At 51.3% G+C, this 26276-nt stretch carries 22 protein-coding genes and 1 tRNA gene; 20 read left to right on the top strand and 3 right to left on the bottom strand.

Going from position 1 to position 26276, the window contains the following annotated elements; genetic code table 11:
* The first annotated feature begins 28 nt into the window (after positions 1 to 28).
* From VPR01S_RS02505 to VPR01S_RS02485, 5 genes are all read left to right on the top strand, one after another.
* A complete protein-coding gene (locus tag VPR01S_RS02505) occupies positions 29 to 2455 on the top strand; it encodes a hybrid sensor histidine kinase/response regulator (RefSeq protein WP_021703724.1) in 2427 nt (808 codons plus the stop codon).
* Between the two features lie 233 nt (positions 2456 to 2688).
* On the top strand, positions 2689 to 3138 hold the full coding sequence (locus tag VPR01S_RS02500) for an L-alanine exporter AlaE (protein ID WP_021703723.1): 450 nt from the start codon (positions 2689 to 2691) through the stop codon (positions 3136 to 3138).
* Between the two features lie 142 nt (positions 3139 to 3280).
* Positions 3281 to 3368, top strand: a tRNA-Ser gene (locus VPR01S_RS02495).
* A 251-nt stretch (positions 3369 to 3619) separates the two neighbouring features.
* Positions 3620 to 4216 (top strand): class I SAM-dependent methyltransferase, encoded by a 597-nt coding sequence (locus VPR01S_RS02490; RefSeq protein ID WP_021703722.1) that lies wholly within the window; start codon positions 3620 to 3622, stop codon positions 4214 to 4216.
* A 15-nt stretch (positions 4217 to 4231) separates the two neighbouring features.
* Positions 4232 to 5359 carry an HNH endonuclease gene (locus VPR01S_RS02485; protein WP_021703721.1) on the top strand — a complete coding sequence of 376 codons (1128 nt, stop codon included), beginning with the start codon at positions 4232 to 4234 and terminating at the stop codon, positions 5357 to 5359.
* A gap of 79 nt (positions 5360 to 5438) precedes the next feature.
* On the opposite strand, the gene VPR01S_RS02480 is transcribed toward VPR01S_RS02485, so the two are convergent.
* The 3 genes from VPR01S_RS02480 to VPR01S_RS02470 are packed head-to-tail and all read right to left on the bottom strand — an operon-like array spanning position 5439 to position 8298.
* A complete protein-coding gene (locus VPR01S_RS02480; RefSeq protein ID WP_021703720.1) occupies positions 5439 to 5735 on the bottom strand; it encodes a PAAR domain-containing protein in 297 nt (98 codons plus the stop codon).
* Between the two features lie 8 nt (positions 5736 to 5743).
* The gene (locus tag VPR01S_RS02475; protein WP_021703719.1) at positions 5744 to 6307 is read right to left on the bottom strand and encodes a DUF6931 family protein; all 564 of its coding nucleotides are present in this window, start codon (positions 6305 to 6307) and stop codon (positions 5744 to 5746) included.
* On the bottom strand, positions 6307 to 8298 hold the full coding sequence (locus VPR01S_RS02470; RefSeq protein ID WP_021703718.1) for a type VI secretion system Vgr family protein: 1992 nt from the start codon (positions 8296 to 8298) through the stop codon (positions 6307 to 6309). Before VPR01S_RS02470 ends, VPR01S_RS02475 begins: the two co-directional genes overlap by 1 nt.
* A gap of 925 nt (positions 8299 to 9223) precedes the next feature.
* Between VPR01S_RS02470 and VPR01S_RS02465 the strand changes: the two genes are divergently transcribed.
* The 15 genes from VPR01S_RS02465 (at position 9224) to icmH (ending at position 26275) form a co-directional block, all read left to right on the top strand.
* A complete protein-coding gene (locus VPR01S_RS02465) occupies positions 9224 to 10609 on the top strand; it encodes a type VI secretion system protein TssA (RefSeq protein ID WP_021703716.1) in 1386 nt (461 codons plus the stop codon).
* Positions 10610 to 10640: 31 nt separating this feature from the next.
* Positions 10641 to 11159 carry an Hcp family type VI secretion system effector gene (locus VPR01S_RS02460; RefSeq protein WP_021703715.1) on the top strand — a complete coding sequence of 173 codons (519 nt, stop codon included), beginning with the start codon at positions 10641 to 10643 and terminating at the stop codon, positions 11157 to 11159.
* Positions 11160 to 11226: 67 nt separating this feature from the next.
* Positions 11227 to 11736, top strand: coding sequence for a type VI secretion system contractile sheath small subunit (gene tssB / locus VPR01S_RS02455; RefSeq protein WP_021703714.1), 510 nt, complete (start codon positions 11227 to 11229; stop codon positions 11734 to 11736).
* Positions 11736 to 13217, top strand: a complete 1482-nt coding sequence (gene tssC, locus VPR01S_RS02450; RefSeq protein ID WP_021703713.1) for a type VI secretion system contractile sheath large subunit — start codon at positions 11736 to 11738, stop codon at positions 13215 to 13217. Before tssB ends, tssC begins: the two co-directional genes overlap by 1 nt.
* 49 nt (positions 13218 to 13266) lie before the next feature.
* A complete protein-coding gene (locus VPR01S_RS02445) occupies positions 13267 to 14628 on the top strand; it encodes a type VI secretion system contractile sheath domain-containing protein (protein ID WP_021703712.1) in 1362 nt (453 codons plus the stop codon).
* The gene (gene tssE / locus VPR01S_RS02440; RefSeq protein ID WP_021703711.1) at positions 14625 to 15041 is read left to right on the top strand and encodes a type VI secretion system baseplate subunit TssE; all 417 of its coding nucleotides are present in this window, start codon (positions 14625 to 14627) and stop codon (positions 15039 to 15041) included. The genes VPR01S_RS02445 and tssE overlap by 4 nt, the downstream gene beginning before the upstream one ends.
* On the top strand, positions 15034 to 16815 hold the full coding sequence (gene tssF / locus VPR01S_RS02435) for a type VI secretion system baseplate subunit TssF (protein WP_021703710.1): 1782 nt from the start codon (positions 15034 to 15036) through the stop codon (positions 16813 to 16815). The genes tssE and tssF overlap by 8 nt, the downstream gene beginning before the upstream one ends.
* Entirely contained in the window at positions 16797 to 17780 is a 984-nt protein-coding gene (locus tag VPR01S_RS02430) for a type VI secretion system baseplate subunit TssG (protein ID WP_021703709.1), read from the top strand. The genes tssF and VPR01S_RS02430 overlap by 19 nt, the downstream gene beginning before the upstream one ends.
* A gap of 8 nt (positions 17781 to 17788) precedes the next feature.
* Positions 17789 to 20386, top strand: a complete 2598-nt coding sequence (tssH, locus tag VPR01S_RS02425) for a type VI secretion system ATPase TssH (protein ID WP_021703708.1) — start codon at positions 17789 to 17791, stop codon at positions 20384 to 20386.
* Positions 20387 to 20521: 135 nt separating this feature from the next.
* Complete coding sequence (locus VPR01S_RS02420) at positions 20522 to 21688, top strand: D-alanine--D-alanine ligase family protein (protein WP_021703707.1); 1167 nt, start codon at positions 20522 to 20524, stop codon at positions 21686 to 21688.
* The gene (locus VPR01S_RS02415; protein ID WP_021703706.1) at positions 21685 to 22380 is read left to right on the top strand and encodes a transporter substrate-binding domain-containing protein; all 696 of its coding nucleotides are present in this window, start codon (positions 21685 to 21687) and stop codon (positions 22378 to 22380) included. Before VPR01S_RS02420 ends, VPR01S_RS02415 begins: the two co-directional genes overlap by 4 nt.
* A 33-nt stretch (positions 22381 to 22413) precedes the next feature.
* Positions 22414 to 23343, top strand: coding sequence for a type VI secretion system-associated FHA domain protein (locus tag VPR01S_RS02410; RefSeq protein ID WP_021703705.1), 930 nt, complete (start codon positions 22414 to 22416; stop codon positions 23341 to 23343).
* A complete protein-coding gene (gene tssJ, locus VPR01S_RS02405) occupies positions 23340 to 23810 on the top strand; it encodes a type VI secretion system lipoprotein TssJ (RefSeq protein ID WP_021703704.1) in 471 nt (156 codons plus the stop codon). The genes VPR01S_RS02410 and tssJ overlap by 4 nt, the downstream gene beginning before the upstream one ends.
* Positions 23810 to 25126 carry a type VI secretion system baseplate subunit TssK gene (gene tssK / locus VPR01S_RS02400; RefSeq protein ID WP_021703703.1) on the top strand — a complete coding sequence of 439 codons (1317 nt, stop codon included), beginning with the start codon at positions 23810 to 23812 and terminating at the stop codon, positions 25124 to 25126. Before tssJ ends, tssK begins: the two co-directional genes overlap by 1 nt.
* 6 nt (positions 25127 to 25132) lie before the next feature.
* A complete protein-coding gene (gene icmH, locus VPR01S_RS02395; RefSeq protein WP_021703702.1) occupies positions 25133 to 26275 on the top strand; it encodes a type IVB secretion system protein IcmH/DotU in 1143 nt (380 codons plus the stop codon).
* The last annotated feature ends 1 nt before the right edge of the window (position 26276 follow it).

The following is a 26276-nucleotide window of genomic DNA, read 5'->3' as shown; positions in this document are numbered from 1 at the left end:
TTAGATAGAAGGAGATAATCAATCACTTATGGAAATTCGTTCCTCGCTTAAGCGAAAGAGCATCTTTGCTCTCGCCGTCTATCTCTGCTTTATTATCGCCACTATCGGGACGGTCAGTTACCTCGTGGTTGAACCGCCGCTCCGCTTCACGCTGGAGCAAAACCTCGATTCCCGAACCGAATTGCTTGCCGCTCAGGTTGTGGAACCGCTCAACAGCTCAATGGGCATATTACAAAGTATCGTCAGCATCGGGCAAAGCGGTCAGGATGCGCAGGGTCAAGACAAAGCATTACGGTCGCTATTTTCTGTGATTAATGGTGTGACGGTGAGTGGCGGGCTGTGGCCCAAACCTTATTCGGTACGTCCGGATACCGCCTACGCCAGTTTGTTTTATAACCGTACCGAGCAGGGGCACGTCGATCGGGTTTATTCCTGGAACAACCCTCAGTCCGGCGGTTACGATCGCGAAACCTGGTACATTACGTCTGCAAGCGCGCAGCCCGGAAGCATCGCTTGGTCGCGAGTCTACATTGACCCTTATACCCACATTCAGATGCTTACTGCCTCTTCACCGTATTTCGTCAATGGCGCATTTGCCGGTGTGGCCACGGTGGATCTGTCACTCAACAGCCTGATTGATTTTGTCAGTCGCATGGCCGAAGACCACCAACTCGGTGTGTTTTTGCGTGACGCGTATGGTGATGCGATCACTGAACACAACTTTCGAATCGCGAAAGGTGTGTACATCAGTGAATTGTCCTTCGGGGATTTTCGCTGGCAGATGGACGTGGTGAACGCCCAGCGGCGGATCAACGATGAAGTCTATCAGTTGGTATCGCAGGTCGAGTTTGCCTTGCTGCCGATTTTGTTGCTGTGCGTTATGCTGGGCTACTATCTGTTGAATCGCTATTTACTCAAACCGATTGTATTGATTGCTCAGGAAGTCGACGCCTCCCGCGAAGGAGGGATCATCGATATGGATTATCGCAGTCAGGATGAAATTCGCCATCTGATCGACAGCTTTAACCAGAAGACGGTCTATCTGGAAGCCGAGAAAGTCAAAGCGCAGGCATCGACCAAAGCAAAAAGCGCCTTTCTGGCCACCTTGTCTCATGAGATTCGCACCCCGATGAACGGCGTGCTGGGTACTGCGCAGATCCTGCTGAAAAGCGATCTGACGGATGAGCAGCGTAAATATATGAAATCACTCTATGAATCTGGCGATCATATGATGACGTTGCTCAACGAAATCCTCGATTTCTCCAAAATAGAGCAGGGGCATCTGGAACTGGAACACGCCCCATTCCCGCTCGACTCGATCATCGGCAGTATTAACAGCGTCTACCACACGCTGTGTTTTGAGAAAGGCTTGCAGTTTAAGGTGTTCTCAGAAGTAGAGCCGGGGCGTTGGTATCTGTCTGATAAGGCACGTATTCGTCAGGTATTGTTTAACCTGCTCAACAATGCGGTTAAATTCACCTCTTTAGGCTTTGTCGAGGTGTACCTCAAAGAAGTCGAGATGAACGACAAAACCTATTTATCGGTGAAAGTGCGAGATACCGGGATCGGGATCGCTAAAGAAGCGCAGCGGCGGATATTCAAACCTTTCGAGCAGGCCGAGTCTTCAACCACCCGCCGCTTTGGGGGCACCGGATTGGGATTGGCGATCGTCAAGCAAATCTGTGAGCTGATGGACGGCGATGTTACTGTGGTCAGCGAAGAGGGTATTGGCAGCAACTTTGACGTTCTGATTGCCGTTGAGCCGTGTGAACCGGGCACGGTGGAGGTCGAGACGCACAGCAAGCTGGACTACACCGGTTTACGTTGTTTGATTGTCGAGGATAACCGCACCAACACCATCATTATGGAAACGTTCATGCGTTCCAAAGGGTTTATTTGTGACTGTGTGGAAAACGGCGAGCGCGCGGTGCGCCAGTTACTGGATAAACACTACGACTTGATCCTGATGGACAACCATATGCCGGTTATGGACGGCGTGGAGGCGATTAAAGCCATTCGTCAGTTGCAAAACCGCAAAGCCAGAACGTTGATCTTTGGTTGCACGGCGGATGTGTTTAAAGAAACCCAGCAGCGGATGATGAACGCGGGCGCCAACCATATTGTTGCCAAACCCATCGACGAAAACGAACTGGATGACGCTCTGTATCGCTACTCGCCGCTACTGTATCAGTTTGTCAGTGAAGCGACTTCTCAACAGCCCTCAGTGGTGATTCACGAAGAAAGCCTGGTGGCCCTCTATGTGGACATTGAAAACCATAAATACCAAGATGCGCGCCTGCGTTTAAACAAAATAAAGCAGGTGCTGGGCGTGCAACTGACACAACCAGCGGCAGATGTCATCGAGCGAGTAGGAGAAGCCCTGGATAATCAATCCAGTCCCTTAGCCGAAGATCTCGATTTACTCGCCGTCTTGCTCTCTGATTTCTGTAACTAAATAACGTTTTTCTATCCTTTCAACAAAAATTCGATCACTAGAATCCTTTATTAGTGAATAAAGCTAGTTTTTGTACGTAAATTGGTAATTTATTTACCACTTATGTTAAAAAACGGAATCTATATCTTTAAAGACTATGTTCTAATAGTCTCATAAACTGCTTGTTTGCTTAAGTTGTGGTTTATGGTTTTGCACTTTGTGCTTTTTTATAGATATTTATTCTGGAAATGAATATGAAAGCTAGAGGTCCGTTTTGTATTCGTCACGCCGCTGCTGACACCTTTGCAATGGTTGTGTTTTGTTTCATCTCAGGGATGATGATTGAGGTTTTTGTATCGGGCATGACGTTTGAACAGTCGTTGGCGTCAAGAACGCTGTCGATCCCGGTCAATATTGCCATTGCTTGGCCGTATGGGCTGTTCCGTGACTACGTACTGCGCCAGGGGCGTCGCCTCTCAGATACGCGGCTGAGCAAAAACGTTTCGGATTTGCTGGCTTATGTGTTGTTCCAGTCTCCGGTATATGCTGCCATTTTGTGGACAGTTGGCGCGTCAGGCGACCAGATCATGACCGCCGTAGCCAGTAACGCCGTTGTGTCGTGTGGAATGGGCGTACTGTACGGCTATTTCCTGGACCTGTGCCGCAAATGGTTTCGGGTACCGGGTTACTATCAACAAGCATAAATCGGGCAAATATAGCTCGGTTTAGCTAATTAGTGACCAAACGATCCCATTCAGCGCTTTTTTTTGCTATTTACCCTTGACCAACACCAATGGAATCATTAAATTAGCGCCTCGTTGGCTAACGCAGTCAACGCAACAATTTGGTGAGTTGTCCGAGTGGCTGAAGGAGCACGCCTGGAAAGTGTGTATACGGCAACGTATCGAGAGTTCGAATCTCTCACTCACCGCCACATTCAAAACCCCAGCAGAAATGCTGGGGTTTTTTCGTTTTCCAGCAATCGTAGATCTTATTGCTTCGATAACACGAATATTCTCTATCAAAAGAGTTAATTTTCACATGCACTTAGTGAGTGAGCTTATCTCTTTTAATAACACTTTTTAGTTAGGTACTGGTCACAATATTCCATCAATTTCTCATACTTTATCGTTTTATATTTGTGAACCGTATATCATCAGTTGACGAAAAACAAAGTGATTGGCTATGTCTTTAATGCCTTTTTTTTACGATAAAAATGCAGTTTCTCTGGCGAAATACTATGACTCGGTAGAGTTTGAATCCGTTCACCATTCTTGTCGTACCTATTGGCCTCGTTCAGGTAGTTTTGTTTTAGATGTAGGGGCAGGAACGGGACGCGACGCAAGGTGGTTCCATAAACAAGGTTGTTCGGTCGTTGCTGTTGAGCCTTCAAGTGGGATGCGTCAACTTGGTATTGAGAACAGTGCTAAAGAAATTAATTGGATCAACGACTCTTTGCCGGATTTGACCAGTGTTGTCAGGTTAGAAAACCTTTATGACTTTATTTTGCTCTCTGGTGTTTGGATGCATCTTCCGACATCTAACCGTGCTGCGGCCTTTAAGACTTTATCGGATTTACTCTCTGACAATGGGATTTTGGTTATTACGTTGCGTCATGGTTCGTTTCATGATGAACGAGAACACTTTGATGTGTCGGTATCAGAGCTAGAGAATTTATGTTTGTCGTCATGCCTTTCTATATGTCAGGTTACTGAACAAACAGACATGCTTAAAAGACACGATATTACTTGGCAAACCGTAGTATTGAAGAAGATTGCTTAGAACTAAGAGGAATATATGTCGCTTGAGTACTACTTAGAGAAACTTCGCAATCTGAATATGAATCGAAGGGGTAGCAGAAAGAGTCCACATAAAGTTTGTATGCTTCTGGCCGTGATGGATCTCATTAAGATCGGGGTCATTGCTTCAAATCGGATCAAGCTCGATCAAGTGCTTAAGGACCAATTTACTGTACATTTTAATAACCTTTCAGAAGGAAAGGATAAAAATACACCAGAGAACCCATATTTCCATTTGAAGAGTGAAGGCTTTTGGCACCTCGTATACGAAGAAAATTTTGATGCTTTTAATACCAACCGATATTCGGCCAAAGCGATTTCTTACGCTTATCTAGATGACGAGCTATTTCATTTTATGAAAAGCTCTATTGTATCAAATGAACTTAAAGATGCCTTGGTGTCGAACCTATCGGATTTAGCTGCGTTATACTTTCAGTGGCTGATCGATATCGGCAAGAAAGAAAAAACAGCTGAGAACTATTCTAAGGCTGTGAGATTCTCAATTTCAAAATGGCTGAAAGACGCTGGAGAAATCCGAGAGCCTATCACCGACATAGGATCTTATCGTCAATTTCTGCAAGTGGAAGAAAAAGCCAGGCAGTTAGATACATTCAAGCGTCATGATAGCAAAGGTAATGGAATGTATAGTGCCGCGTTATCGAGTTACCACAAATTTCTTGTCGATCTGGCACAAGTTGATGTGAATGCAGATATCAGACAAGTCATGTCTGACGATAATCTAACGGATACAGAAAAGAAGATATTAGTAAGCACGAGAATAGGGCAAGGGATTTTTAGAACACAATTGATTCAATTGTGGAGAAAATGTGCGGTGACTGGCTATAAAAATACTCAGATCCTGATCGCGTCGCACATCAAACCATGGAGAGCTTCCAGTAACGAAGAACGTTTGGATAAGTATAATGGTTTGTTGTTGTTGGCAAATCTGGATAAAGCATTCGATCTTGGCTTCATTTCGTTTGATGAGCATGGTCGGGTTATGATCGCCAGTGATTTAGAAAATCCAGAGATAATTGGTGTCAGCGAGGGCATGTCATTTGAAATAAGAAATGAGCATAAAAAGTATCTTGCCTACCACAGAGCTGAATTATTCAAAGGCCTATGACATTCTACCGCTCTTGCTTTCCTTAACTCCCCCTAACCGCAAAGGAGCAATTCAGCTCCTTTGCGGTTTATCCTTCCCTTCACCCACCAATCAGTACCGTTGGCAAGCCCATAACGATCGTGCCGCCGTGGGCGGTAAGATCGCCCATGCGTGCGGCGGGTTTGTTGTTGATCAGCACCGTGGCGCTGCCTTTGACTACGCTGTCTGGTGGGCCGACGCACACGCACATTTGACCCATGGTGGCCGCCGGTAGGTTGCCAATCAATACCGTGGTGGGCAGGGGCAATAACGGGCCACCGACGTGCGGAATGGGCACGGGTGCCGGGGTTTGCATTGGACACATATGCATGTCGGTGGCACGGGCTGCGGGTAACATAAAAACTCCTAGCTTTCGCCGTTTCCGCCAGCGGCGATGTTCAGGCCGATGTCGATAAAGTCGCGGTAGCGCTGTTTGGCGTGTTCACCGTCGGGTAAGACGGCGCTGAGGTTGATACTGCCGGCCACTGCCTGCGCGTAAAGGTAAGGCGGGGGCGGCACTATGGGATCATCGGGTTTGGTCATGCTGCCGCCACTCCAGAATGCCGATTGCGCGGCCCAGCCAGCGCCGGACTCCAGCCCGGCCAGATCGGCCATTTGTTCGGCGTGACGACGGCTGGTCTCGTCCGGGGTATGCACCCAGGCTTTCGCCGCGCGAACGGCATTGGCTTCGTGTTCATTCCAGTCACTGCGCGTAGCGGCGCAGCAGGCGGCCCACCATACGGCTTCCCTGACCGGCATGGCGTGGGCGAGAAATGTGACTGCGTCCGCAAACATTTCCTGCTCCATCGCGGCGTTAATCACCTCTGTGGGGGAGCACTCATCGGCGGCCAACTGACTAAACTGCGCATTTGGCGAATAAAATTCAATGATGTCCCTGGCGTATTGATATGGAATTTTGCGTAAAGTCATTAGTTTACCTTTGCTATCGCTCCCTGAATCTGCACCATGGCGCCGGCTTTAACCTGCGTCATAGCGCTGCCATTTACCGTCACGAGTGCGGCTTTTACATCGGCTTTTCCTTGTCCTTCGATGTTGACCATTGCCGCCTTCATTTCGGCTTTTGCTTGTCCATTAATCGCCACCTGCGGCGCGTCAATCTTGATGCCACTTGCGCTGATCTCAATTTTGCTGGCGCCGACTTTGAGCTCAATTTTGCTTTTCCCGCTCAACGATATCGTACTGCCGTCGACGGTGACCGACGATTTGGCCGATAACGCCATGTTGGATGCCGCCGACAGGTTGAGATCTTTGCCGCTGTCTCCGGTCCAGTCTTCCTTACTTTTGGCAGTGAGGGTTTTGTCTCCCTCAACCTGAATGGCTTCTTTGGCATTCAGGGCCACCGTTTTGTCGACTTGTGTGCGTTTCGCTCCTTTGATCGTAGTCTGATTATCGTTGTTAACCTCAATCAGCAGATCTTTTTCCGCATGGAGAAAGATATGTTCTTTGTCTTTCTGATCCTCGAAGCGCAGTTCATTGCCTTGTTTGCTGCTGCCTTTCGGGGTCGAACGGGTTTTCAGGCCGCTTTGCGAAGCTGCGCTATAAGGCGCTGCGTTTTTGGTGTTGTAGAGCGAGCCCGTAACCACCGGGCGATCGGGATCGCCGTCGATGTACTGCACCAATACTTCGTCGCCGATACGCGGCGTGAACTGAGCGCCAAACCCTTTGCTGGCTAGCCCTTGTGATACAGGCAGCCAGCAGGAGCTGTTTTCGTCACGCTTACCGTCTTTGTCCCAGTGGAACTGGACTTTGATTCGTCCGGCTTTATCGCGGTAGATTTCCTCACCGCTGGGGCCGGTCACGGAGGCAGTATGGACACTGTGCACTTTGGGCTTATCCTGAACCTGAGGGCGATAGGTGACTGAAGCCGGAATGCAATGGAACTGGTTACGATACACCGGCGATGTACCACCTTCGTCGGTGGAAACGTGATGAGTCAGCCGGGTAACAATGTACTCCTGATTCATTGAACTGAGCGGGTGTTGATTGAGACGGAAGGTAAAGCCACAGGCCAGCGCTGCAATACTGGAACTGGCTTTGGAGACCGATTTGACCGCATCCAGTGCGTCCATCTGGCGTTTAGCGGCATCACGTGCTTCGTTTTTGTTGTCGAGCCCCAGACCAAACCAGTTTTGCGCCAGCGCCGATGGGGAGCTGTCAAACGCGCTTTTACGCTCGCCGCTTTCAAACACTTCTGCCAGTGCCTGAGTGTGGTCCGCCAACGACACTTTGGCGCTGCCCATGTGCGTGGCGTGGCTCCAGTTGCTGAGTGCCCGATGTGCAGCCTGGCTACCGTCCTGGTAGTACAGTTTGGGTTCAGGTATTGGTTCAAATCTTTGGTTAGAGTCGGCGATCACCACCGACGGCTTACCCGAATCATGACGGACATGAAAATGCCAGCCCTCGCTGGCGAGCAGGCGCCGGATAAACTGCTGATCCGTTTCATCCAGTTGGACGCAATAGTCATGTTTTTTGCCACCGCCGGATACCGAAAACGAAAAATAGTTTTTAAAGTCGCTATCGCCAAGTAACGTATCCAGAATCTGTTTGGTGGTCATATTCTGGAAGATCTTTCGGTTACGTCGATAGGCCAGTAACGCCAGAGGATCGGCGGCTTCAATCTGATAGAAATAGAGTTGTTTTTCCTGGCTGAAACCGGTGAATTCAATCGAGATACACAAACCAGACAAGGTTCGGGTTTCAAACAACTGTTCAAGTGAGATTGACACACTCTTACCGAGGTTGCTTTCGTTGATTTCTGCGTTTGAGGCCACAGACAATGAAAAACGGCAACCTTCAGAAACTGCTTCTTCTCCCGTTAAATGGGTGACAACGTATTTCTTATTGTCCGCGAGTTTCGCCGTCAGCGGGCGACTTTTGGCTAGCAATTCACTGCTGGTCATAATTTCTCATTTCCTGTAAGCAAAATGTGGTTTTTTGCTTAAATAAAAAACACATCAACATAAAAGTAAACGCGTTGATAAACACTTAGATCAATAAGTGCCTAGAGAGAGTCAGGGAAAAATAGCAAAGCGCATTTATAGTTAATTTATTGTGTGTACGTCCGGAATTCAAGTCATAAAAAGAGTTTTATTTTTATCTGTAATCTATTTAATTGAATACGGTTCTAATGTAATCGATTTACCTAAAATAGAGTAAATGCTCCAAATTAACTTTCGTAACAATATTTGCCCTTTATGGATTATTTTTAACCAATATTTCCATGAAATATTATGTGTTAGATATGCATTTTTTGATGTTTTTGCTTCTGTAATGATGCATGAAATGGACATAAAATTGTGTCCATTAACATGCTTTAAAATCATGTTCTTACGTTATAATTTGGGGTGTTTTTTGTGACTTGAAAACAACGTTAATGGCCTAAAAGCCACCCAAATGTGGCGTGAATGTGCCTTTTTAATGTTGAGTGTCTGGATATAATCGACTTCAATTGGTAATCCAAAAATTTCTTAAATTAAAAAAATTAAATTTAATGAAATTAAATTTTCTGTTCTCAGGTCTGTTGTTTTTATAGACACGGAAAAGGATAACTTAACCTTATTCTAATATAATGCTCAGTAGTGGTCTTCTATATCACTAAATTAGAAATCACTTACATTAAATGTTGTTATCGATATATAAATTAATAGATTTTTAAAGCCGTTTATATATTCGTGTAGAAGATAAATATAAAAGTCGACGCGTATAAAGCGACAAGATGTGAAGTTAAAAATCACAGCTTGAGGGGTTCTTTTGCTCAAATTTTGACTGGGACTTGTCTAGCCAATTCACCGCGCAGATTGATAACAAAAATTACGCAGGTAAAGCATGCCGTTTTCAAAACAAAACATTGAACAACTTGTGGTTCCGATTGCGTCTGATGCCGTGTGCGGACGCTATCTCAAGCTTGATAAGAGTGCGTTTCGTCCACTGAGAAATGAATTCAATGTGGCACAAACGGCTTTGCGTAAATTGAGCCAGAACCCCAGTGAAGATGAGCTTGAAGATCTGCAAAAAGCATGTCTGGCGAGCTGGCAAACCTTGGCTGAGAGTTTGTTGAATCAGTTTGAGACCACCACACGTGATATTGAGTTGATCGCCTGGTTTATTGCAGCACAAATCTTACTGGATTCGTCGCTAAACAGCGCTGCCAACGTGTTGCAATGGCTGGCCGAGTTGGCAGAGCAACACTGGGCTTCGCTTCACCCGGTGTTGCCTGAAGAGAAACTCAAATCGACTGAGCCAGATCAGCAACAGCGTGAGCAGGCCGATGCCAAAGTGAAAGCTTTTTTCCAGCTCAACGGCGACAGCGAAGAAAGTTCGATTGTGTACGCGCCCTTATTGCAACAAGTGTTGGTGGGCAATGTTTCGTTTTACGACTATCAAAGCGCAGAGCGCAAAGGCGAAGTCAACCAGCTTAAAGCTCAGGTGTCCGCCATGGCGTTGCAGCAACGAGCGGAAATACAGGAGCGGATGGACAACACCGTGCGCTGTATTGAACAGGTTGAGCGTCTCGCTTCGGTGGTCAGCCAGCACACCCAAAATGTGGGCGTGAGCGCGGCTAACTTTGGGTTCGTCAAAGCGCTGTTTCAGCGTCTGGAGCACGCTCTCCATCAACTGACCGGGGTGAAACCGACGCCAAAAACGACGTCTGCGCCGACGGCCGTGACCTCAGAACAGCCTGAAAACAGAGTGCCGAGTGGGGCTGATGATGGCTTAACGCCTTACCAAGCCGCACAAAGTTATGTTGTTTCCGGCGCCCCGCTGAGTCTCAGTGCCGGCAACCTCGCTCAGATCGCCACCACCAATAATATGAACCGCGACCTGGCATTTCATCTTCTGCGCGAAGTCTCCGATTACTTTCGCCAGAGCGAGCCGCACAGCCCGGTGTCTTTCCTGCTTGAGAAAGCGATCCGTTGGGGGTATTTGCCTCTGCCGGAATTGTTGCAGGAGATGATGGCGGAGCAGGGCGGTGACACGTTAAGCAAAATTTTTAATGCCGCCGGGCTGAATCATCTCGACCAGGTCACGTTACCGGATGTAGAGATGCCAGCCGTCGACATTGAAAACACTTCGGTACCCGAAAAGGCTCCTCCCGTTACTGAGTCGATGAGTATTGAAGAGCATGTATCACAGACTTCCACTGCTGATACTCAATCACAACAACAAAGTGAAAGTCACGAACCTGCGGGCTCGACAGCCCTGCGTTGGTAAGTGCACATCCTACTTATAAGGAAGAACAAATATGGCAAGTATTTACATGCGTATTGATGGCGTTGACGTAAAAGGTGGCGCAACGGTTGAAGGTCTGGAAGGTAACGGCTGGTTCGCTATCTCTTCATACTCTTGGGGCGGCGTTCGCAACGTAGCAATGGATATCGGCAACGGTAACAACGCGGATTCGGGCATGGTCGCAATGAGCGAAGTGAACATGTCTAAACAGGTGGATGGCGCGTCTGAAGATCTGCTGTCTTTCCTGTTTAACCCGGGCAAAGAAGGCAAAACGGTGGAGATCGCATTCACCAAGCCAGAATCAGACGGTTCAGGTGCAAAGCTTTACTTCCAGGTGAAACTGACCAATGCACGTCTGGTTTCTTACAACGTGAGTGGCAGTGACGGTACTCAGCCTTACGAGAGCATCTCTCTGTCTTACGTTGAGATTTCTCAGAAACACAACTACGAGCTGGAAGGCGGTGAGATCAAAGATGGCGGCATCGTGACTTACAACCTGCCACAAGGCAAGTTGCTGTCAGGCTCTAAATAATATTCGCCGAAGCTCCATCTCAGATGGAGCTTCTTCCCCGATGCAAATTCTTAACTAGGACACCGTTATGGCATTGAATTCACAACATAAACGCGTCAGTAAAAACCGCGTCAGCATTACTTACGATGTTGAGACGAATGGCGCAGTCGAGACTAAAGAGCTGCCGTTCGTGGTCGGCGTGATCGGTGACTTCTCCGGCCACAAACCAGAATCGGAAAAAGTGGATCTTGAAGAGCGTGAGTTTACCGGTATCGACAAAGACAATTTTGATACCGTGATGGGCACCATCCACCCACGTCTTTCTTACAAAGTTGATAACAAACTGGCTAACGATGACAGCCAGTTTGAAGTGAATTTGAGCTTCCGCTCGATGAAAGATTTCCACCCGGAGAATCTGGTTGAACAGATTGATCCGCTGAAACAACTGGTTGAAACACGTAACCAACTGAAAGTACTGTTGAGCAAAGCGGATCGTTCGCGTGATCTGGAGCGTTTGCTGAAGGAAGTGCTGCAAAGTGCGGATGCCATCCAAGGGCTTGCGCAGGAACTGGGTCTGGAAAAAGAGGGAGCGGAATAATGTCTGTTGAACAACAAACCGCCACACAGGGCACGGCGGAAGCTGAAACGTCACTGAGTTTTCTGGATCGGGCGATCTCAGCCACGGCGCAAACGCCGGTGGACACCACCAAAGAACTGCTGAGCATTCTGACGTCGCAGGTGATGGAAGGCACAGTGACCTGGGATAAAAACCTCACTCTGACGATTGAAAAAGCCATCAACGCGCTGGATGCAAAGATCTCAGAGCAGCTTTCTTCAGTGATGCAAAACAACGACTTTCAGAAACTGGAAGGTACCTGGTTGGGTCTGCAGAAACTGGTAAAGAACAGCGAACTCGGTCCGGATCTGAAGATCAAGCTGGCCGATTACACCAAAGACGAGCTGTTGGAGCAGTTCGAAGACGCGCCAGCGATCGATCGCAGCCGCTTTTTCACTATGGTGTATCAGGAGGAGTTCGGCACTGCGGGCGGGCAACCATACGGTGCACTGCTGGGTGACTACGAGTTTGGCTACGGTGACGAAGATGTGGCGCTGCTACGTTACATGGGCGAGGTGGCGTCTGCTTCTCATGCGCCATTCATTGCCGCGGCGAATGCCAGCATGTTCGATTTTAACTCGTTTGCCACGTTTGCCGACGGTAAACCCGTTGCGGCGGGTTTCGACTCCCCGGCTTACGCCAGCTGGAATGCTTTCCGCGCCAGTGATGACTCGCGCTATGTCGCATTGACGCTACCAAAAACCATGGCTCGCCTGCCGTACGGTGCAGCGACGGTGCCAGTGAAATCGTTCGACTTTGAAGAGCTGAAAACCCGTGAAAATGGCCAGCAAATCGTCACATCAGACAGCGACTTTGTCTGGAGCAATGCGGCGTATGACTTCGGTCTGCTGCTGACTCAGGCTTACACCCAGTACGGCTGGTGTACCGCGATTCGCGGCACGGAAAACGGCGGTAAAGTCGAAAATCTGCCGAACTTCACCTACTACTCCGACGCGGGTGATTTACTGCAGCAGTGTCCGACACAGGTCAACCTGACCGATGAGCGTGAGAAAGAGCTCAGCGATCTCGGCTTCTTGCCGCTGGTGCACTACAAAAACACCAACTATGCAGTGTTCATGGGCGCACAGACCACACAGAAACCGAAGACATACGCCGACGCCGATGCGACGGCGAATGCGGCAATTTCAGCCCGTCTGCCATACACCATGGCCAGCAGCCGTATCGCTCAATACCTCAAAGTGATGGGGCGTGATCGTATTGGCTCAAACCTGGATCCAAACGATGTTGAGAAAGATCTCAACACCTGGATTCATCAATACGTGAACCCGAATGCCATCGGCAATGAAGCCAAAGCGCGTCATCCGCTGGTGGAAGCCAAGGTCACGGTGGAAGAGCAGGCCGGCCGTCCGGGAGCCTACTCGGCAGTGGCTTACCTGCGTCCATGGCTACAAATGGAAGAGCTGACTACCTCATTGCGTATGGTAGCCAACATTCCGGGTTAATCCGATTCGGAGGCTACCCCGCCTCCGAATGTTTTAAATTGAGCAGTCGATGAAAACACACCCTCAGAACACAGCGATTCCACCGTTGCTTGCGAACCTGGCCTGGCAGGAACTGATGACGTGTGCCAGAAATGATTCGACTGCTCAATTCAAAGCACGTCTGATCGCGCTAATTGCCCAACTGGACAGCGCGATCAGTGAGCAGTTATCCGCCGTAATCCAAGCGCCGCAGTTTAAGCAGCTTGAAGCGTCGTGGCAGGGATTAACGTCACTGACCTCGCTGCCGGTGTCGCAGCGACGGGTCAAAGTCAAACTGCTGGATTTAAGCTGGGATCGGGTTTCAAACGATCTCAATTATTCGTTCGATCTTAAGCAGAGCGCTCTGTACAAAAAACTGTATGCCAACGAGTTTGATACTGCAGGGGGCACGCCTTTTGGTTTGGTGATGGTCGATCACCAGGTAACGTCAGATTATGGCGATGAGCTGGGCTATGACGATTTGTACACGCTGCAACTGTTGTCAGAGCTGGGAGAGCTGGCCTTATGTCCGATGGTCATGGGCGTGGATGAAGACTTTTTTGGTGACGATCAAAGCCGCCAGTTGCACGACAGTGCCAGAGCCGAACGCATCCTCAACAGTCGTGATTTTACCTCATGGCAATTGCTGCGCGACAAACCATCGGCACGCTTTCTTTACCTGGTGTTGCCGGAATATTTGCAGCGACCACCTTATCAGCAGTACCCCGCAGGTTTTCTGTTTAATGAGCCTCAGGGCAAAGAGCATGCGCTGTGGGGCAACAGCGCCTACCTGCTGACCAGCAACGTGATCCGGGAATTTGATCGCATCAGCTGGTTTGGCTTTCTGCGCTCGTACGATGAATTCGCGTCGTATGGCGCCATCGTAGCGGGGGCAGAATCGGTGCAGGCCAAAGTTGACCTCTACAGCGAAGAAGACGGGTTTTGGGCGAATCAGGGATTTGTGCCGCTGACCAGCCTGTACCTGAGTGGTCACAAGGGTTTTTTCAGCAATCAGTCGGTGTGGCGCGCGCCAGACGATGCTGCGCGTCAGCTTGGTATGTTGCAGACCAACCTGATGGCGTGTCGGTTTGGTCACTATATCAAGGCTCAGATACGTGACCAGATCGGCCGCTATGACAGTGCGGAAGATTGCAAGCGCAGCCTGGAGCGTTGGTTGCAGAACTACATCAGTGAAGTGGATTACGGTGAAGACTCGATCATGGCGCGTTATCCGCTCAAGTCCTGTCAGGTACGCATTGAAGAACTGCCACAGGATCGCACCCGTTATCGCTGCGACATCATGCTTCAGCCGCAATATCAGTACGAAATGATGGATGCCCAGGTGGTTCTGACCACCTCGGTGTCTGGCTTGGAGATTGGAGCGAACGCATGAGCATGATGGCCAAATTAACACAGACCTGGAACGACGACATCGACAGTGTGCGCGATGCGATTGTCGACAACGTCTGCACCTTGATTTCCAGCCGGGCACCGATCTGGCCCACGGATCACAATGGCGCTGAAGGCACCATTACCAATCTGGGTATGCGCAATCTGGCACGTTCTCAGAGCAAATCCAACAGCGATGTGATTGTGGCCGAAATTGCCAGCCTGATCCGCCTGTACGAACCGCGTCTCAGCCAGGTTGAGATTGAAGTTCAGGAGATTAAATCGGCTCAGAACCAATTGTGTTTCCGCCTTTCGGCGGTGGTGCACTCTGAGCTGGGTGAAGAAGCGATTGTGTTGGATTCATTTTTGGATCTCAGCAGTAACAAATTAGATGTAAGGAAATCGAATCTTGTCTGATTCTCTGCTCTCGTATTTTGAACAGGAACTGCGCTTCATCCGTGATGAGGCCACTCAGTTTTCCGCGCGCCATCCGGGCGCGGCGCGTGCGATCGGGATCCGCAAAGACAGCATCGATGATCCACAAATCGCCCGTCTGGTGGAAAGTGTTGCATTGCTCAACGGGCGTTTGCAGCAGCGGTTAGATGATTCGTTCCCGGAGCTGACCGAAAGTCTGGTCAGTTTATTGTTTCCGCATTATCTGCGTCCGGTGCCGTCTTACACTGTGCTGGATTTCGATATTGCGCCGGACGCCAGCGCGGTGCACCGCGTTCCGGCAGGCACAGAGTTTGAACTGGCCGACGAGCAGGGCAACAGCGTGATATTCCGCTCGACCCAAAACGTGGAGTTGCTGCCGGTATCCATTCGCAGTGCTGAAGTGGCATTTGCCCCGTTTGAACTGAACAAACCGCTCGGTGCCGAGAACGCCAAGGCGATGATTGAACTGACCATCGCGGCCACAGACGAGGGCTTTGACTTGTCGGCACTGGATATTACAACTCTGAGCCTGCACCTCAAAGGGGACAGCCATTTCGTCCTGCGTTTGTATGATCTGCTCTCGCACGGTACGGCTCAGGTACGGATCTGTGACCATCAGACCAGTGTGGACCTTGGAGCGAAAGCACTGCGTCCGGTGGGCTTTGACGCCGAAGACACGGTTCTTCCGTATCAGGCGGCCAGCTTTGGTGGGTTTAAGCTCCTGACCGAATTTTTCATGTTTCCTGAACGTTTTCATGGTTTTCGTCTGGATGTGCGAGACGCCTTGCCACGCATGACAGGCAGCGAATTCCGGGTTCAGGTTTTCGTCGAAGAGCTGAGTGTTGAGTTGTCCCGGACGTTAAACGCGCAGCATTTCTCACTGTTTTCGACACCTCTGGTGAACTTGCATCGGCAAGAATCCGAGCCGATGCCGATCGATTTTTTTCACAAGCAATACCCCATTCATCTCGATGCCAGTCAGGGGAAAGCGTTGGAACTGTTCTCTGTGGATCAGGTGTTGGATGTGACCAGTGGTGACCCCGTCTGTGTGCCGCAGATATACAGCGAAAAATTTGACCGGGCTGACACCGGGTTACGCTGGCAACTGGTGCAGAACATTCATGAACGTGGTGTGCTCGACAGTAGCCTCAAAGTCGCGGATCCGCAGCATCATTACGCCACAGGCTCACCGCGTGTGTGGCAGGTCAGCGCCACCGCGACGGATGGCGTGCGCGCCGGTTCGCTGCCTGTGAACAGTCACGTGACCTGCCGTGAGTCACTGACTATTCCAGCGCGTATGCAATTGCTGCGTCGCCCGTCGTTGCCGGTCAGAAGTCGCGATGCCAACAAAAATGTGTGGGCGCTATTGTGTCACCTGCATTTTAACTATCACGCGATACTCGGCACCGACAATCCGACGGAGACACTGAAAAACGTGTTTGATCTCTACAACCATAACCAGAGTGCGCAAAACCATCTGTACATCGACTCGGTCCAGAAGATCGAACAAGAGCAGGTCGTTGCGCCAATCCGGGTGTCGGGGAAAACCTGTTTTGCTTACGGGACCAAGATCACCGTGACTCTCGCGCCGGCCAATGTGAACGGTGGCATCGCGTTGTTCAGTCACTTGCTGGATCATTTTTTCGCCTACTTTGCTGGATTTAACAGTTTTACGCAGGTGGATATCTGTCTTGAAGGTCAGGACGGGGTATTTATGGCCTTTCCGAGGAGAACCGGATGCAAGAATCTGCTGTAAATCGTCTGCTGAGCGGCCAGTTTAACGTCGCGTTGGAAAAAGCCTGGCAGGTATTTAAGCATCAGGCGCAGTTGGCGGGACGTCGTCCGCAAGTGCGCTTCAGTGCGGAGTGGCTACCGGCCTACTACCACAGTGAAGTCACGGCGGTGGATGTTGATGCGCCATCGGGCTACATCCTGAAAACTTCGTTGCCGGCGCTGTCGGGCAGTCAAAGTACCATGCCTCGCGCACTGTTTAAGGAGGCGCTCAGCGCGCACTTTGACCTGGGTGAGCAGGCGCCGCTGGACTTTTTTGACACCTTTAATAACCGCTATTTCCGCCTCTATTGTCAGGTGCAGACGAAACACGACTTGACCGCGCAAATCGAGGAAGCGTCATTTCGCTGGAATCAGCATCGCCTGTCGATCACCGCCATGTTGGCGAATCTGGCCGGACAAAGTGGGGATGACGCGCCGATCCCGGTCAGTCATCTGATTCAATACACCGGTTTGCTGGGGATGAAGCTGACGTGCCCGCTGACACTCAAAGCGCTGCTGGAAGATTACTTTGCAGCCGAGTTTGCTATTGAACGCAGTGAACTGGAGTACTTGCCACTGACGCCATGCTCTCTGACACAGATTGGCGGCGCGGGGCAAAATCGTCAGCTCGGTATGGGGGCGCTGGTGGGTAAAACCACGCCGATGGCCGGACAGAAACTGAACATCAAAATCTGCCCCAAGGATTACAACCATTATCTGGCGATACGCCACGACAAGGCCATGATTCGGGCGTTGGACCATCTGGTGCGCAGCTACATGGGCGTCAACACCAAATACGCGTTGTACATGAAAGTAAATAGCCAGTATTTGCCGCGAGTAAGGTTGTCTTCACACAGTGACAGCGCGCTGCGCATTGGCCAGTCGGCCTGGATGAACAATCAAACCAATCGCCGGCAATTTGTCGAAATGCCGCTGACCTTAAGTTAGGAAAGACCATGATCAATATTGAACTGCAAAGCCTGGTCAAAAGGCTGACCCCAGAGCTCAAAAGCGCCCTTGAGGCTGCGGCGGGTGAGTGTGTCAGCCGCGGCCATTTCGCCATTGAACCGCAACACTGGTTTTTGCCGCTGTTGCAACAGGCGAAAGGCTGGGAAAGTGCTCTGGTACAAGCGTCGCTTGCCAAAGAGCCGCTGCTTGAAGGGCTCAGCGATCATCTGTCCGGATTGCCACGTGGCAATGATGCCTCGCCATCGTTATCTCCCCAACTGGTCGAGCTGTTGAAAGACGCCTGGATGATTGCGTCACTCAACCAGCAACAACTGAGCGTGAATGAGTTTCATCTGCTGATGATCCTGAAGCAGCGTCTCGATCAGGGGGCGTATAACGGCTTGCTTAGCCAGTGGGTCGCCATGTTGTCGTCAGAATGGCTGCGCAGCCAGTCGCTGGCCATCAGTGTGCCGGGTGAGCGTTCAATCGATAGTGCGCCAGCTAAGGGAGAGGTGGTGACCCCGGCACTGGACAAATATTCGCAGAACCTGACACAAGCTGCGCGCGATGGCCGCCTCGATCCGATTTCCGGACGCGGCGATGAAATCCGCAAAGCGATTGATATTTTGTGCCGCCGCCGTCAGAACAGCCCAATTCTGGTCGGTGACCCAGGGGTCGGTAAAACCGCGATTGTTGAAGGTCTGGCCCAGCAAATAGTGGAGGGGAATGTCCCGCCAGCGCTGGCGAACGTGGAATTGCGGAGTCTGGATTTGTCGCTGCTTCAGGCGGGCGCCAGCATTAAAGGCGAATTTGAAAACCGCCTCAAAGACGTAATTAACGAGATCAAGCAGTCCGGCACGCCGATCATCATGTTCATTGACGAAGCGCATACCTTGATTGGGGCCGGGGGCGCCGCCGGACAAAATGATGCGGCCAACATCCTCAAACCGGCGCTTGCGCGTGGTGAGTTCCGTTCACTGGCCGCAACGACCTGGGCGGAATACAAACAGTATTTTGAATCGGACGCCGCACTGACTCGCCGTTTTCAGGTGGTGGCGGTTGGTGAGCCGAGTGAAGAAGACGCAGTACATATGCTGCGCGGTGTGAAAAAGAGCCTGGAGCAACACCACAACGTTAAAGTGATGCAGGAAGCGATCGATGCAGCGGTATCGCTGTCGGTACGCTACCTGCCGGAGCGCAAACTGCCAGACAAAGCCATCAGTCTGCTGGATACCGCATGTTCACGTATTGGCCTGAGCCAGAGCGCCACCCCGCGTCAGATGGAATCCATCGCAGAACAAATTCGTTATGCTGACAACGAAATCGACACTCTAAGCCATGAAGCGGCGCTGTGGTCGATTGAACATCCACGCCTGGATGAGGCGCGCCAACGTCGTGAAGCGCTGGCTGCTCAGTATCAGGAGATTGAAGGTCGCTGGCAGCAGGAAACGCAACTGGTAGAGACGATTTTGGCGTTGCAAACCCGGCTGGATGAGCAATTTCTGGCGGGAGAGGATCTGAATACCGCCGCTGAGCGAGCGCAACTGGCGGAAAATATGGCGCAACTGCGCGACATACAGGGTGAACAGCCGCTGGTGTTACCTCAGGTAACACAGCAGACCATCGCGGAAGTGGTGGCGCTGTGGACCGGCATCCCGGTGGGCAACATGCTGAGTGCGGAAGTGAAACGCCTGATGCATCTTGAGTCACACATTGGTGAGCGCGTGATTGGTCAGGTAACGCCGATTGCAGAAATCTCTCAAGCGATTCGCATGGCGCGCGCCGGACTGACGGATCCGCGTAAACCGGTCGGTGTATTTCTGATGTGTGGCCCGAGCGGGGTCGGAAAAACCGAAACAGCTCTCGCGCTGACCGACCTTTTGTACGGCGGGGAACGCAATATCACCACCATCAATATGACCGAATTCAAAGAAGAGCACAAAGTCTCGATGCTGCTGGGATCACCCGCTGGTTACGTCGGCTATGGCAAAGGCGGGGTGCTGACCGAAGCTGTCCGCAAAAACCCGTATTCCGTATTGCTGCTGGATGAAATGGAAAAAGCCCATCCGGGCGTGCACGACATTTTCTACCAGATCTTCGACAAAGGCTCTATTTCGGACAGCGAAGGCCGTGAAATAGATTTCCGTAACACCATCATCATCATGACGTCGAACGCGGCGGACAGTGCGGTGGTGAATGCCTGCGTAAACGGCCGTCCTTCGATTCCGCAACTGACCCAGGCAATCTTTCCCGAGTTGCAGCAATTCTTCAAACCTGCGTTTTTGGGCCGTGCGACCATTGTACCGTACTTCCCACTCAATGATGAGGAGATGGCGCAAATCGCGACCTTGTCACTCAAGCGGATCCGCAAACGGGTTGCTGAGCATTACGGCGCCCGTTTTGACTATCAGCCGGAGGTCGTTGAGCAGTTGGTTGCCATGAACCAGTCTCCGGAAACTGGTGCTCGTGCGGTGGAGCAATTGATCAACCGACAACTGATGCCGGAGCTGGCCAACCAATGCATTGTTCGCATGAGTGAAAACAAGCCCGTTCAGGCCGTCTTGGTTACGGTGGAAGAGGGCCGTTTCGAGATTCACATTGACTGACGGAGTGTGGATGGCGAGCCATCCGCATCAGCAAACACAACTCCAATACAAACAATAACCAGAATACCAATTGCTGCCACCGCCGACCTTAAGTGTCCGGCGCATTGAGCAGCACAAACGACAGGTATAAAGGACATGACGCACGCGGTTTTTTCGCCAACACAACTGGAGTGGATCCGCCAACATCTCAAGGTGGCGGTCATTCATGGCGGGGACAAGTCCCACACCAGCAGTTTTATTTTTGAAAACCTCAGCCCGCGCTCGAGTAAAACCTACGCCGCGGTGGCGCACGATATCGCCTGTGCACTGATGGAGTCCGGTTTTCAACACGTCGAGGTGTTGGCTGAAGACATCGAGTTGGCGCAGCAGTTGCGGGAAAAGCAGATCGATCTGGTGATCACCAACAGCGGTGGTCTGCAAGGATTCGATGCCATGTGTCATTTGCCGTCGACCCTAGAGATGCTTGGGGTGCCTTACGTCGGACATTCGCCAATGACCGCCGGTGTGCTCGACAACAAGCATCTGTTCAAGCATGAGATCACTGCTGCCGGTCTGCCGACGGCGCCGTTTGTCACGGTGGGGATCGATGAAGCGTTTGAGGCGCCGGACAAACAGGCTGCCATTGATGCCATTGCCGGGCGTTTCAACGATGGCTTTATTGTGAAACCGGTCTCCGGACGCGCTTCGATTCACGTCTATCCGGTGTTTGACCGCCGGGAGCTGGCAGCCGTAGTAGAAAAAGTGCGGCTGGCGACCAGCCACACGGTGATGATAGAGCCGTTTCTTGCCGGACGTGAATTTGTGGTCGCGGTAGCGGGTGAGTATGTATTCAAAGAGGGTCGATTAACCCAGTCTTCAACACCGCTGGCATTTTCGATCACCGAGAGGTTGCTGGCAGCGGATGAGCCCATCTTTACCTCTATGGACGTAAAGCCTATCACTCAAGATCGCCTAGTGGCGGTTGACGAGGAACCGCTGCGTAGCCAACTGGCGGTGATTGGTCAAAAGATTTTCCGTCAGCTTGGGCTACAAACTCTGGTTCGCGTAGACCTGCGTATGGACACACGCGGCCAGTTATACGTGCTGGAAACCAATCCGAAGCCTGATTTGAAACGTCCGCAAGGCAATCAGATTAGCTTGGTTTGCCATGATCTGGCCCGGGAAGGGATGAGTTACACCGATTTAGTGCAATCACTGGTGTTTAACCGTTTGTCGTTCCTCAAAGCGCAGCGGCCGCTCGCGGTGGCGCATTGTCTTACGGCGCAGTTTGATGCGCTGTATGAGGTTCAGGAGGGGTCATGAGTAAGCGTATTGGGGTACTTCTGACGTGTCTGACGGTCAGCCAGAGTGCACTGGCGGACAGCCGTCCTGAACGCCTACTGCTGGCGACTCAAGAGTGGTTCCCATACCAGTATCAGGTCAACGGCGTAATGAAAGGGCCGGGCATCGACAAAGTGAAATGCGTGATGCGGGTGATGCAACAGCCGTATCAGTTGACCATGACCAAGTGGGACAAGGCGCAACTGCAAACGGAGGTAGGCTCTCAGCACGGCTTCTTTCTGGCGTCACACAACAGCAAACGCGATGAATACGCCGTGTACTCAGATGCCCTGGCGGATCAGAAGTGGAGTTGGTTCTCGCTCTCGGAAGCCTCTGAAATCAACAGTTCGATGTTTAAGCCTCAGGTTGAGGTTGCCGCGCTGTTTGGCTCCAACAAATGGTACTGGCTGCAGAAGAATGGCTATCAGGTGAGTAAAAAACCACGCACGCCCAAAGCATTGCTGGAGCTGATGCTCAACGGCGATGTCGGCGCGATCCTCGGCAACGATGCCGTCATTGAACAGACGATTAAGAAAATGGGCATCAGTTACCGGGCCATCACCCGAACCAAAATGAAGTCGCAGCCACTTGGCGTCTACTTCTCGAAAGCATTTGTCACACAGTATCCCCGTTTTCTGACGGAGTTTAACCAAGCTGCCAAGCAGTGTCGTTAACGCCGTCGCGAAATTACAGCAAAGGTAAATCATATGCCGCTATCAATCAGAATCATCAGCTCTCCAGACGGCGAAAGTATTGCGCAGTGGAATCAGGCCTTTCCAGAGGAAGGGGGCGAAATCGGTCGGGCGTTTGGTGCGACGCTGCAACTGAGCGACGCCAGTCGTGAAGTCTCTGGAACGCACGCTATCATTCGCAAAACCTCACGCGGTTATCAGATTGCGGACAACAGCACCAACGGCCTGTTTATCAACGGTTCGGATGAGCCGCTTGGCAAAGGCAATCAGTCAACACTGAGCGACGGCGACGTGTTGGATATTGGTCGTTATCGTTTGCTGGTGTCGTGTTTCATTCCGGAGAAAGCACAGGCTCAGCGATTGACGGAGGTTCCCACTGCCTCACCGTTTGGGGATGACCCGTTTCGTACCGAGCTAAGCAGCATGTCGGTTGAGCCGAGCGAACCCGAAGATCCGCAATTCACGATTTCAGATTTTGATGTGGTTGACGACGATCCGTTTCTAAGTGACGACGTCACGCGTGAACGTCAACGCCTTGGTTTCGATCTGGAGTTTCAGACTGAAGAAGATGATCCGTTGGGCGAAGAGGCTTATCAGGCATCGTTGCCAGCGACAGCGCAGGAGCCGTCTCCGTTTGAGGCGCAGCCCGTCCAGTTTGCGCTGACGGAATTTCGTAAACACGAACAGCGACTCCAGCAACAGACAGATAAAGCACTGGAAATGGCGCTGACGCGTTTGTTGGCGGACATTTCTCCGCAAGCGATGGAGTCAATGTTTGACGACCTGTCCGGAGCCGGTTTCTGGTCTCGCAAGCCTAAGTACTGGGATATGTACAAACGCTACTTCGCCCGCCAGGTCGACAACCGCGACTGGCAGGTGAAATTTCAGGCTTATTTTCATGACGCGCTACGTCTGCAACGCAATCTGGAAGGAGACAAGCAATGATGCGTCGTTTGAGTGTACTGCTACTGAGTCTGGTGTTGTCAGGTTGCAGTTTCTGGGGCGATGAGCTGGTGGTCCCACAACTGGTGGTCAACATCAAAGCGGCCTCGAACATCAACCCGAATGTGGAAGGTAAGCCATCGCCGGTGGAACTGCGCATCTACCAGTTAACCGACAGTCAGGCCTTCAACCAGGCCGATTTCATCCAGATTTATAACGACGAACAAGGCGTGTTGAAAGCCGAGCTTTTGTTAGCACGTCAATTGGCCAGTGTGCTACCCGGCGAAAGCCGTCAGGAGATTCTGCCGATGGCGGCGGGGAGCAAATACATCGGCGTGATCGCCGGCTTTGCGGATTATCGCGAGGCAAAAAATAAAGTGATTTACAAACCGCTGATTGTTAGCTCAGCGGCCATCAATATTGAGATCGACGGCATCAACCTGTCTGTATCGGGTGAAGAGGAAAAATAATGGATACCAATAAAGTCGTCTGGAGCGAAGGGATGTTTCTCTCTCCGCAACATTTCCAGCAGCAAGAGCGTTATCTGGAACACTTTGCACGCGAGTTTGCTGGCCAGATCAGCCCTCAGTCGTATGGCATGACGCAACTTGAGCTCGACCGTTCATTACTGGATATCGGTAAAGTGTCGGTGCGCCGTGCACGAGGTATTTTTCCGGACGGAACACCGTTTGATATTCAGCACTCTCTGGTGTTAGATGTGGCGAAAAATACCCATCATAAAAAAGTCTATCTGGCGTTGCCGGTGAGCCGGCCAGGTGCCGTAGACGTCGGTGAAGACAGCCGTTTGCGTCACACTGCCAGCGAACACCCGGTGTTTGATACCAGTCGTGAACACAGCGATCCAGTGCCACTGGAACTGGCGACCCTCAATATTGAACTCAAGCTGGAGGGGGATGAACTCCAGGATTACACCCTGATTGCGGTGGCGGAAATCAGTGAACACAAGTCGGAAGGAGCGGTGGTGCTCAATCAGGCCTTTATTCCGCAAAGCCTGCATTTTGGCGTATCCAGCTATCTGAAAGACTGTGTCGCCGACGTATTCGCTCAGGTGCAATACCGGGCGCGGGCCATTTCTACCCGTTTACAGGCGGAGACCAACAGCAAGAGCTATCAGGCTTTGATGCGCGATTATCTGTGGTTACAGATTTTGGGCGTGTGGATGCCGAAACTGGAGCAATGGAACAGTGACGGGACACTGTTAACCCGCCACCTCTATCTGGAATGTGTCGCCATGGCGGGCCAGATGCAAGGGCTGGAGGGCAAAATGCCGAAGTCGTTTCCGCTTTGGAATCAGAATGACCTGTACGGGATTTTTTCCGCGGTCTTTTCTGAGCTGTTGGTGCTGCTGCGTGAAGTGCAGATCGATAACGTGACTACGTTGAAGTGGGATCGCCAGCTGTTTGTCACCCGTCGTTTGCTGCGGACTCTGGTTCAGGATCGCAGCCTCTACCATCAGGGACGCTTTATTCTGGTCGCGACGTCATCCATCGGCGCTGCGCGTCTGGGCGAAGAGTTCCCTCGTGCCACTAAGCTGGCTGGCAACAGTGATATTGCCGGTTTGGTGCGCAATGCCTTGTCGGGGGTGTCATTGCGCCATTTGCCGTATGCGCCTTCTGAGCTCAAATCCCGCCATGATGCGGCTTACTTTGAAGTGGATACCAAGTCAGAGCTGTGGCAGTCACTGGTAAAGAAAGACGAAGCGATCGCGCTGCATATCGATGAGCGGATTGAAGACATCAACGTTGAATTTCATGTGATCAGGTAGGTAGTTGTGGCAGGACTTTTTAACGAAGAACCCACGGTTCAAATCCGCCGAGTCGCGGGTAATCCGACGCAAACACAGCGGGTAGCCAAAACCAGTCAGGCAGACATTTCTGGTACCGAGCGCCTGATTGAAAGTCTCGCTGTGTACGGCAGTCCGCTGCTCAATGCCGCGACCGAATTACTCGGGATTCTGGTGACCGTCCCGCGCCAGGGATCGCCACGGGATATAGATCGCTTCCGGCAGAAACTGCTGGATGCCATCGCCCTGTTTCGCCAGCGCGGGCTGTATCTGGAATACCACCCGAGCATCGTCGAGAAAAGTTGTTTTGTACTGTGCGCGGCATTTGACGAAGCGATTCTCTACACCGCGTGGGGAGAGCGGGCACGCTGGGAAAACCATTCTCTGCTGAGCAAAGTGTTTTCACAGCGCAACGGAGGTGAAGCTTTCTTCGCCTTACTGGACAAGGCCAGCCAGCAGCCGGGCAAACTGGTCGACTTTCTTGAGCTGCAATATGTGTTGCTGATGCTCGGCTTTAAAGGTCGTTATCGCCATGACGACGAGAGCCCGTTGCACGAAATTAAGTCTGATGTGTATGCCCTGATCCGCCACTACCGCAGTGAGAGCGCGTTGCCGGTACCGCGAACCCCCGAACTGATTGAGGGTAAGCAGCCCTGGCGCATGCTGAGTATGGGCAAAACGCTGGCGTTGGCCACGCTGATTGCTGCCGCAGGTTATGGTGCCTCTGAGTACTGGTACTACAACCGCAGCCAGCCGATTTTGCAGCAGTTCAGTACTATTGACATGTCTGGGGTGAACCTCCGGCAGGCCGATCAGGATCTGGTTTATGTCAGTACCGAAGAAGACATCGGCCATGTGCGCCCGGAACTGAGCAACGCAGTAGCAACACCGCAGAGCACGACCCGTCCACAGTGGGACATTGTTCTGGCTGTATTTTCCCGTGCCGACGATGCCGCGCGGCTTGCCTCTGAACTTAAACAAGGCGGATACGATTCCTATACCCGCGAAACGTCACACGGCATCGAGTTGTTTATTCGCGCGGGAGACAATCTGGCTGTGATTCGCAAGCTGAAGAATGAGCTCAATGTTCGCTTTGACCTCAACGCGACGATAAGAAGAGCGCAGAAATAAT

The sequence above is a fragment of the Vibrio proteolyticus NBRC 13287 genome, from assembly GCF_000467125.1.
GTDB lineage: Bacteria > Pseudomonadota > Gammaproteobacteria > Enterobacterales > Vibrionaceae > Vibrio > Vibrio proteolyticus.
The sequence above is the reverse complement of the archived record's forward strand: the minus strand, read 5'-3'. Positions and strand labels throughout refer to the sequence as shown.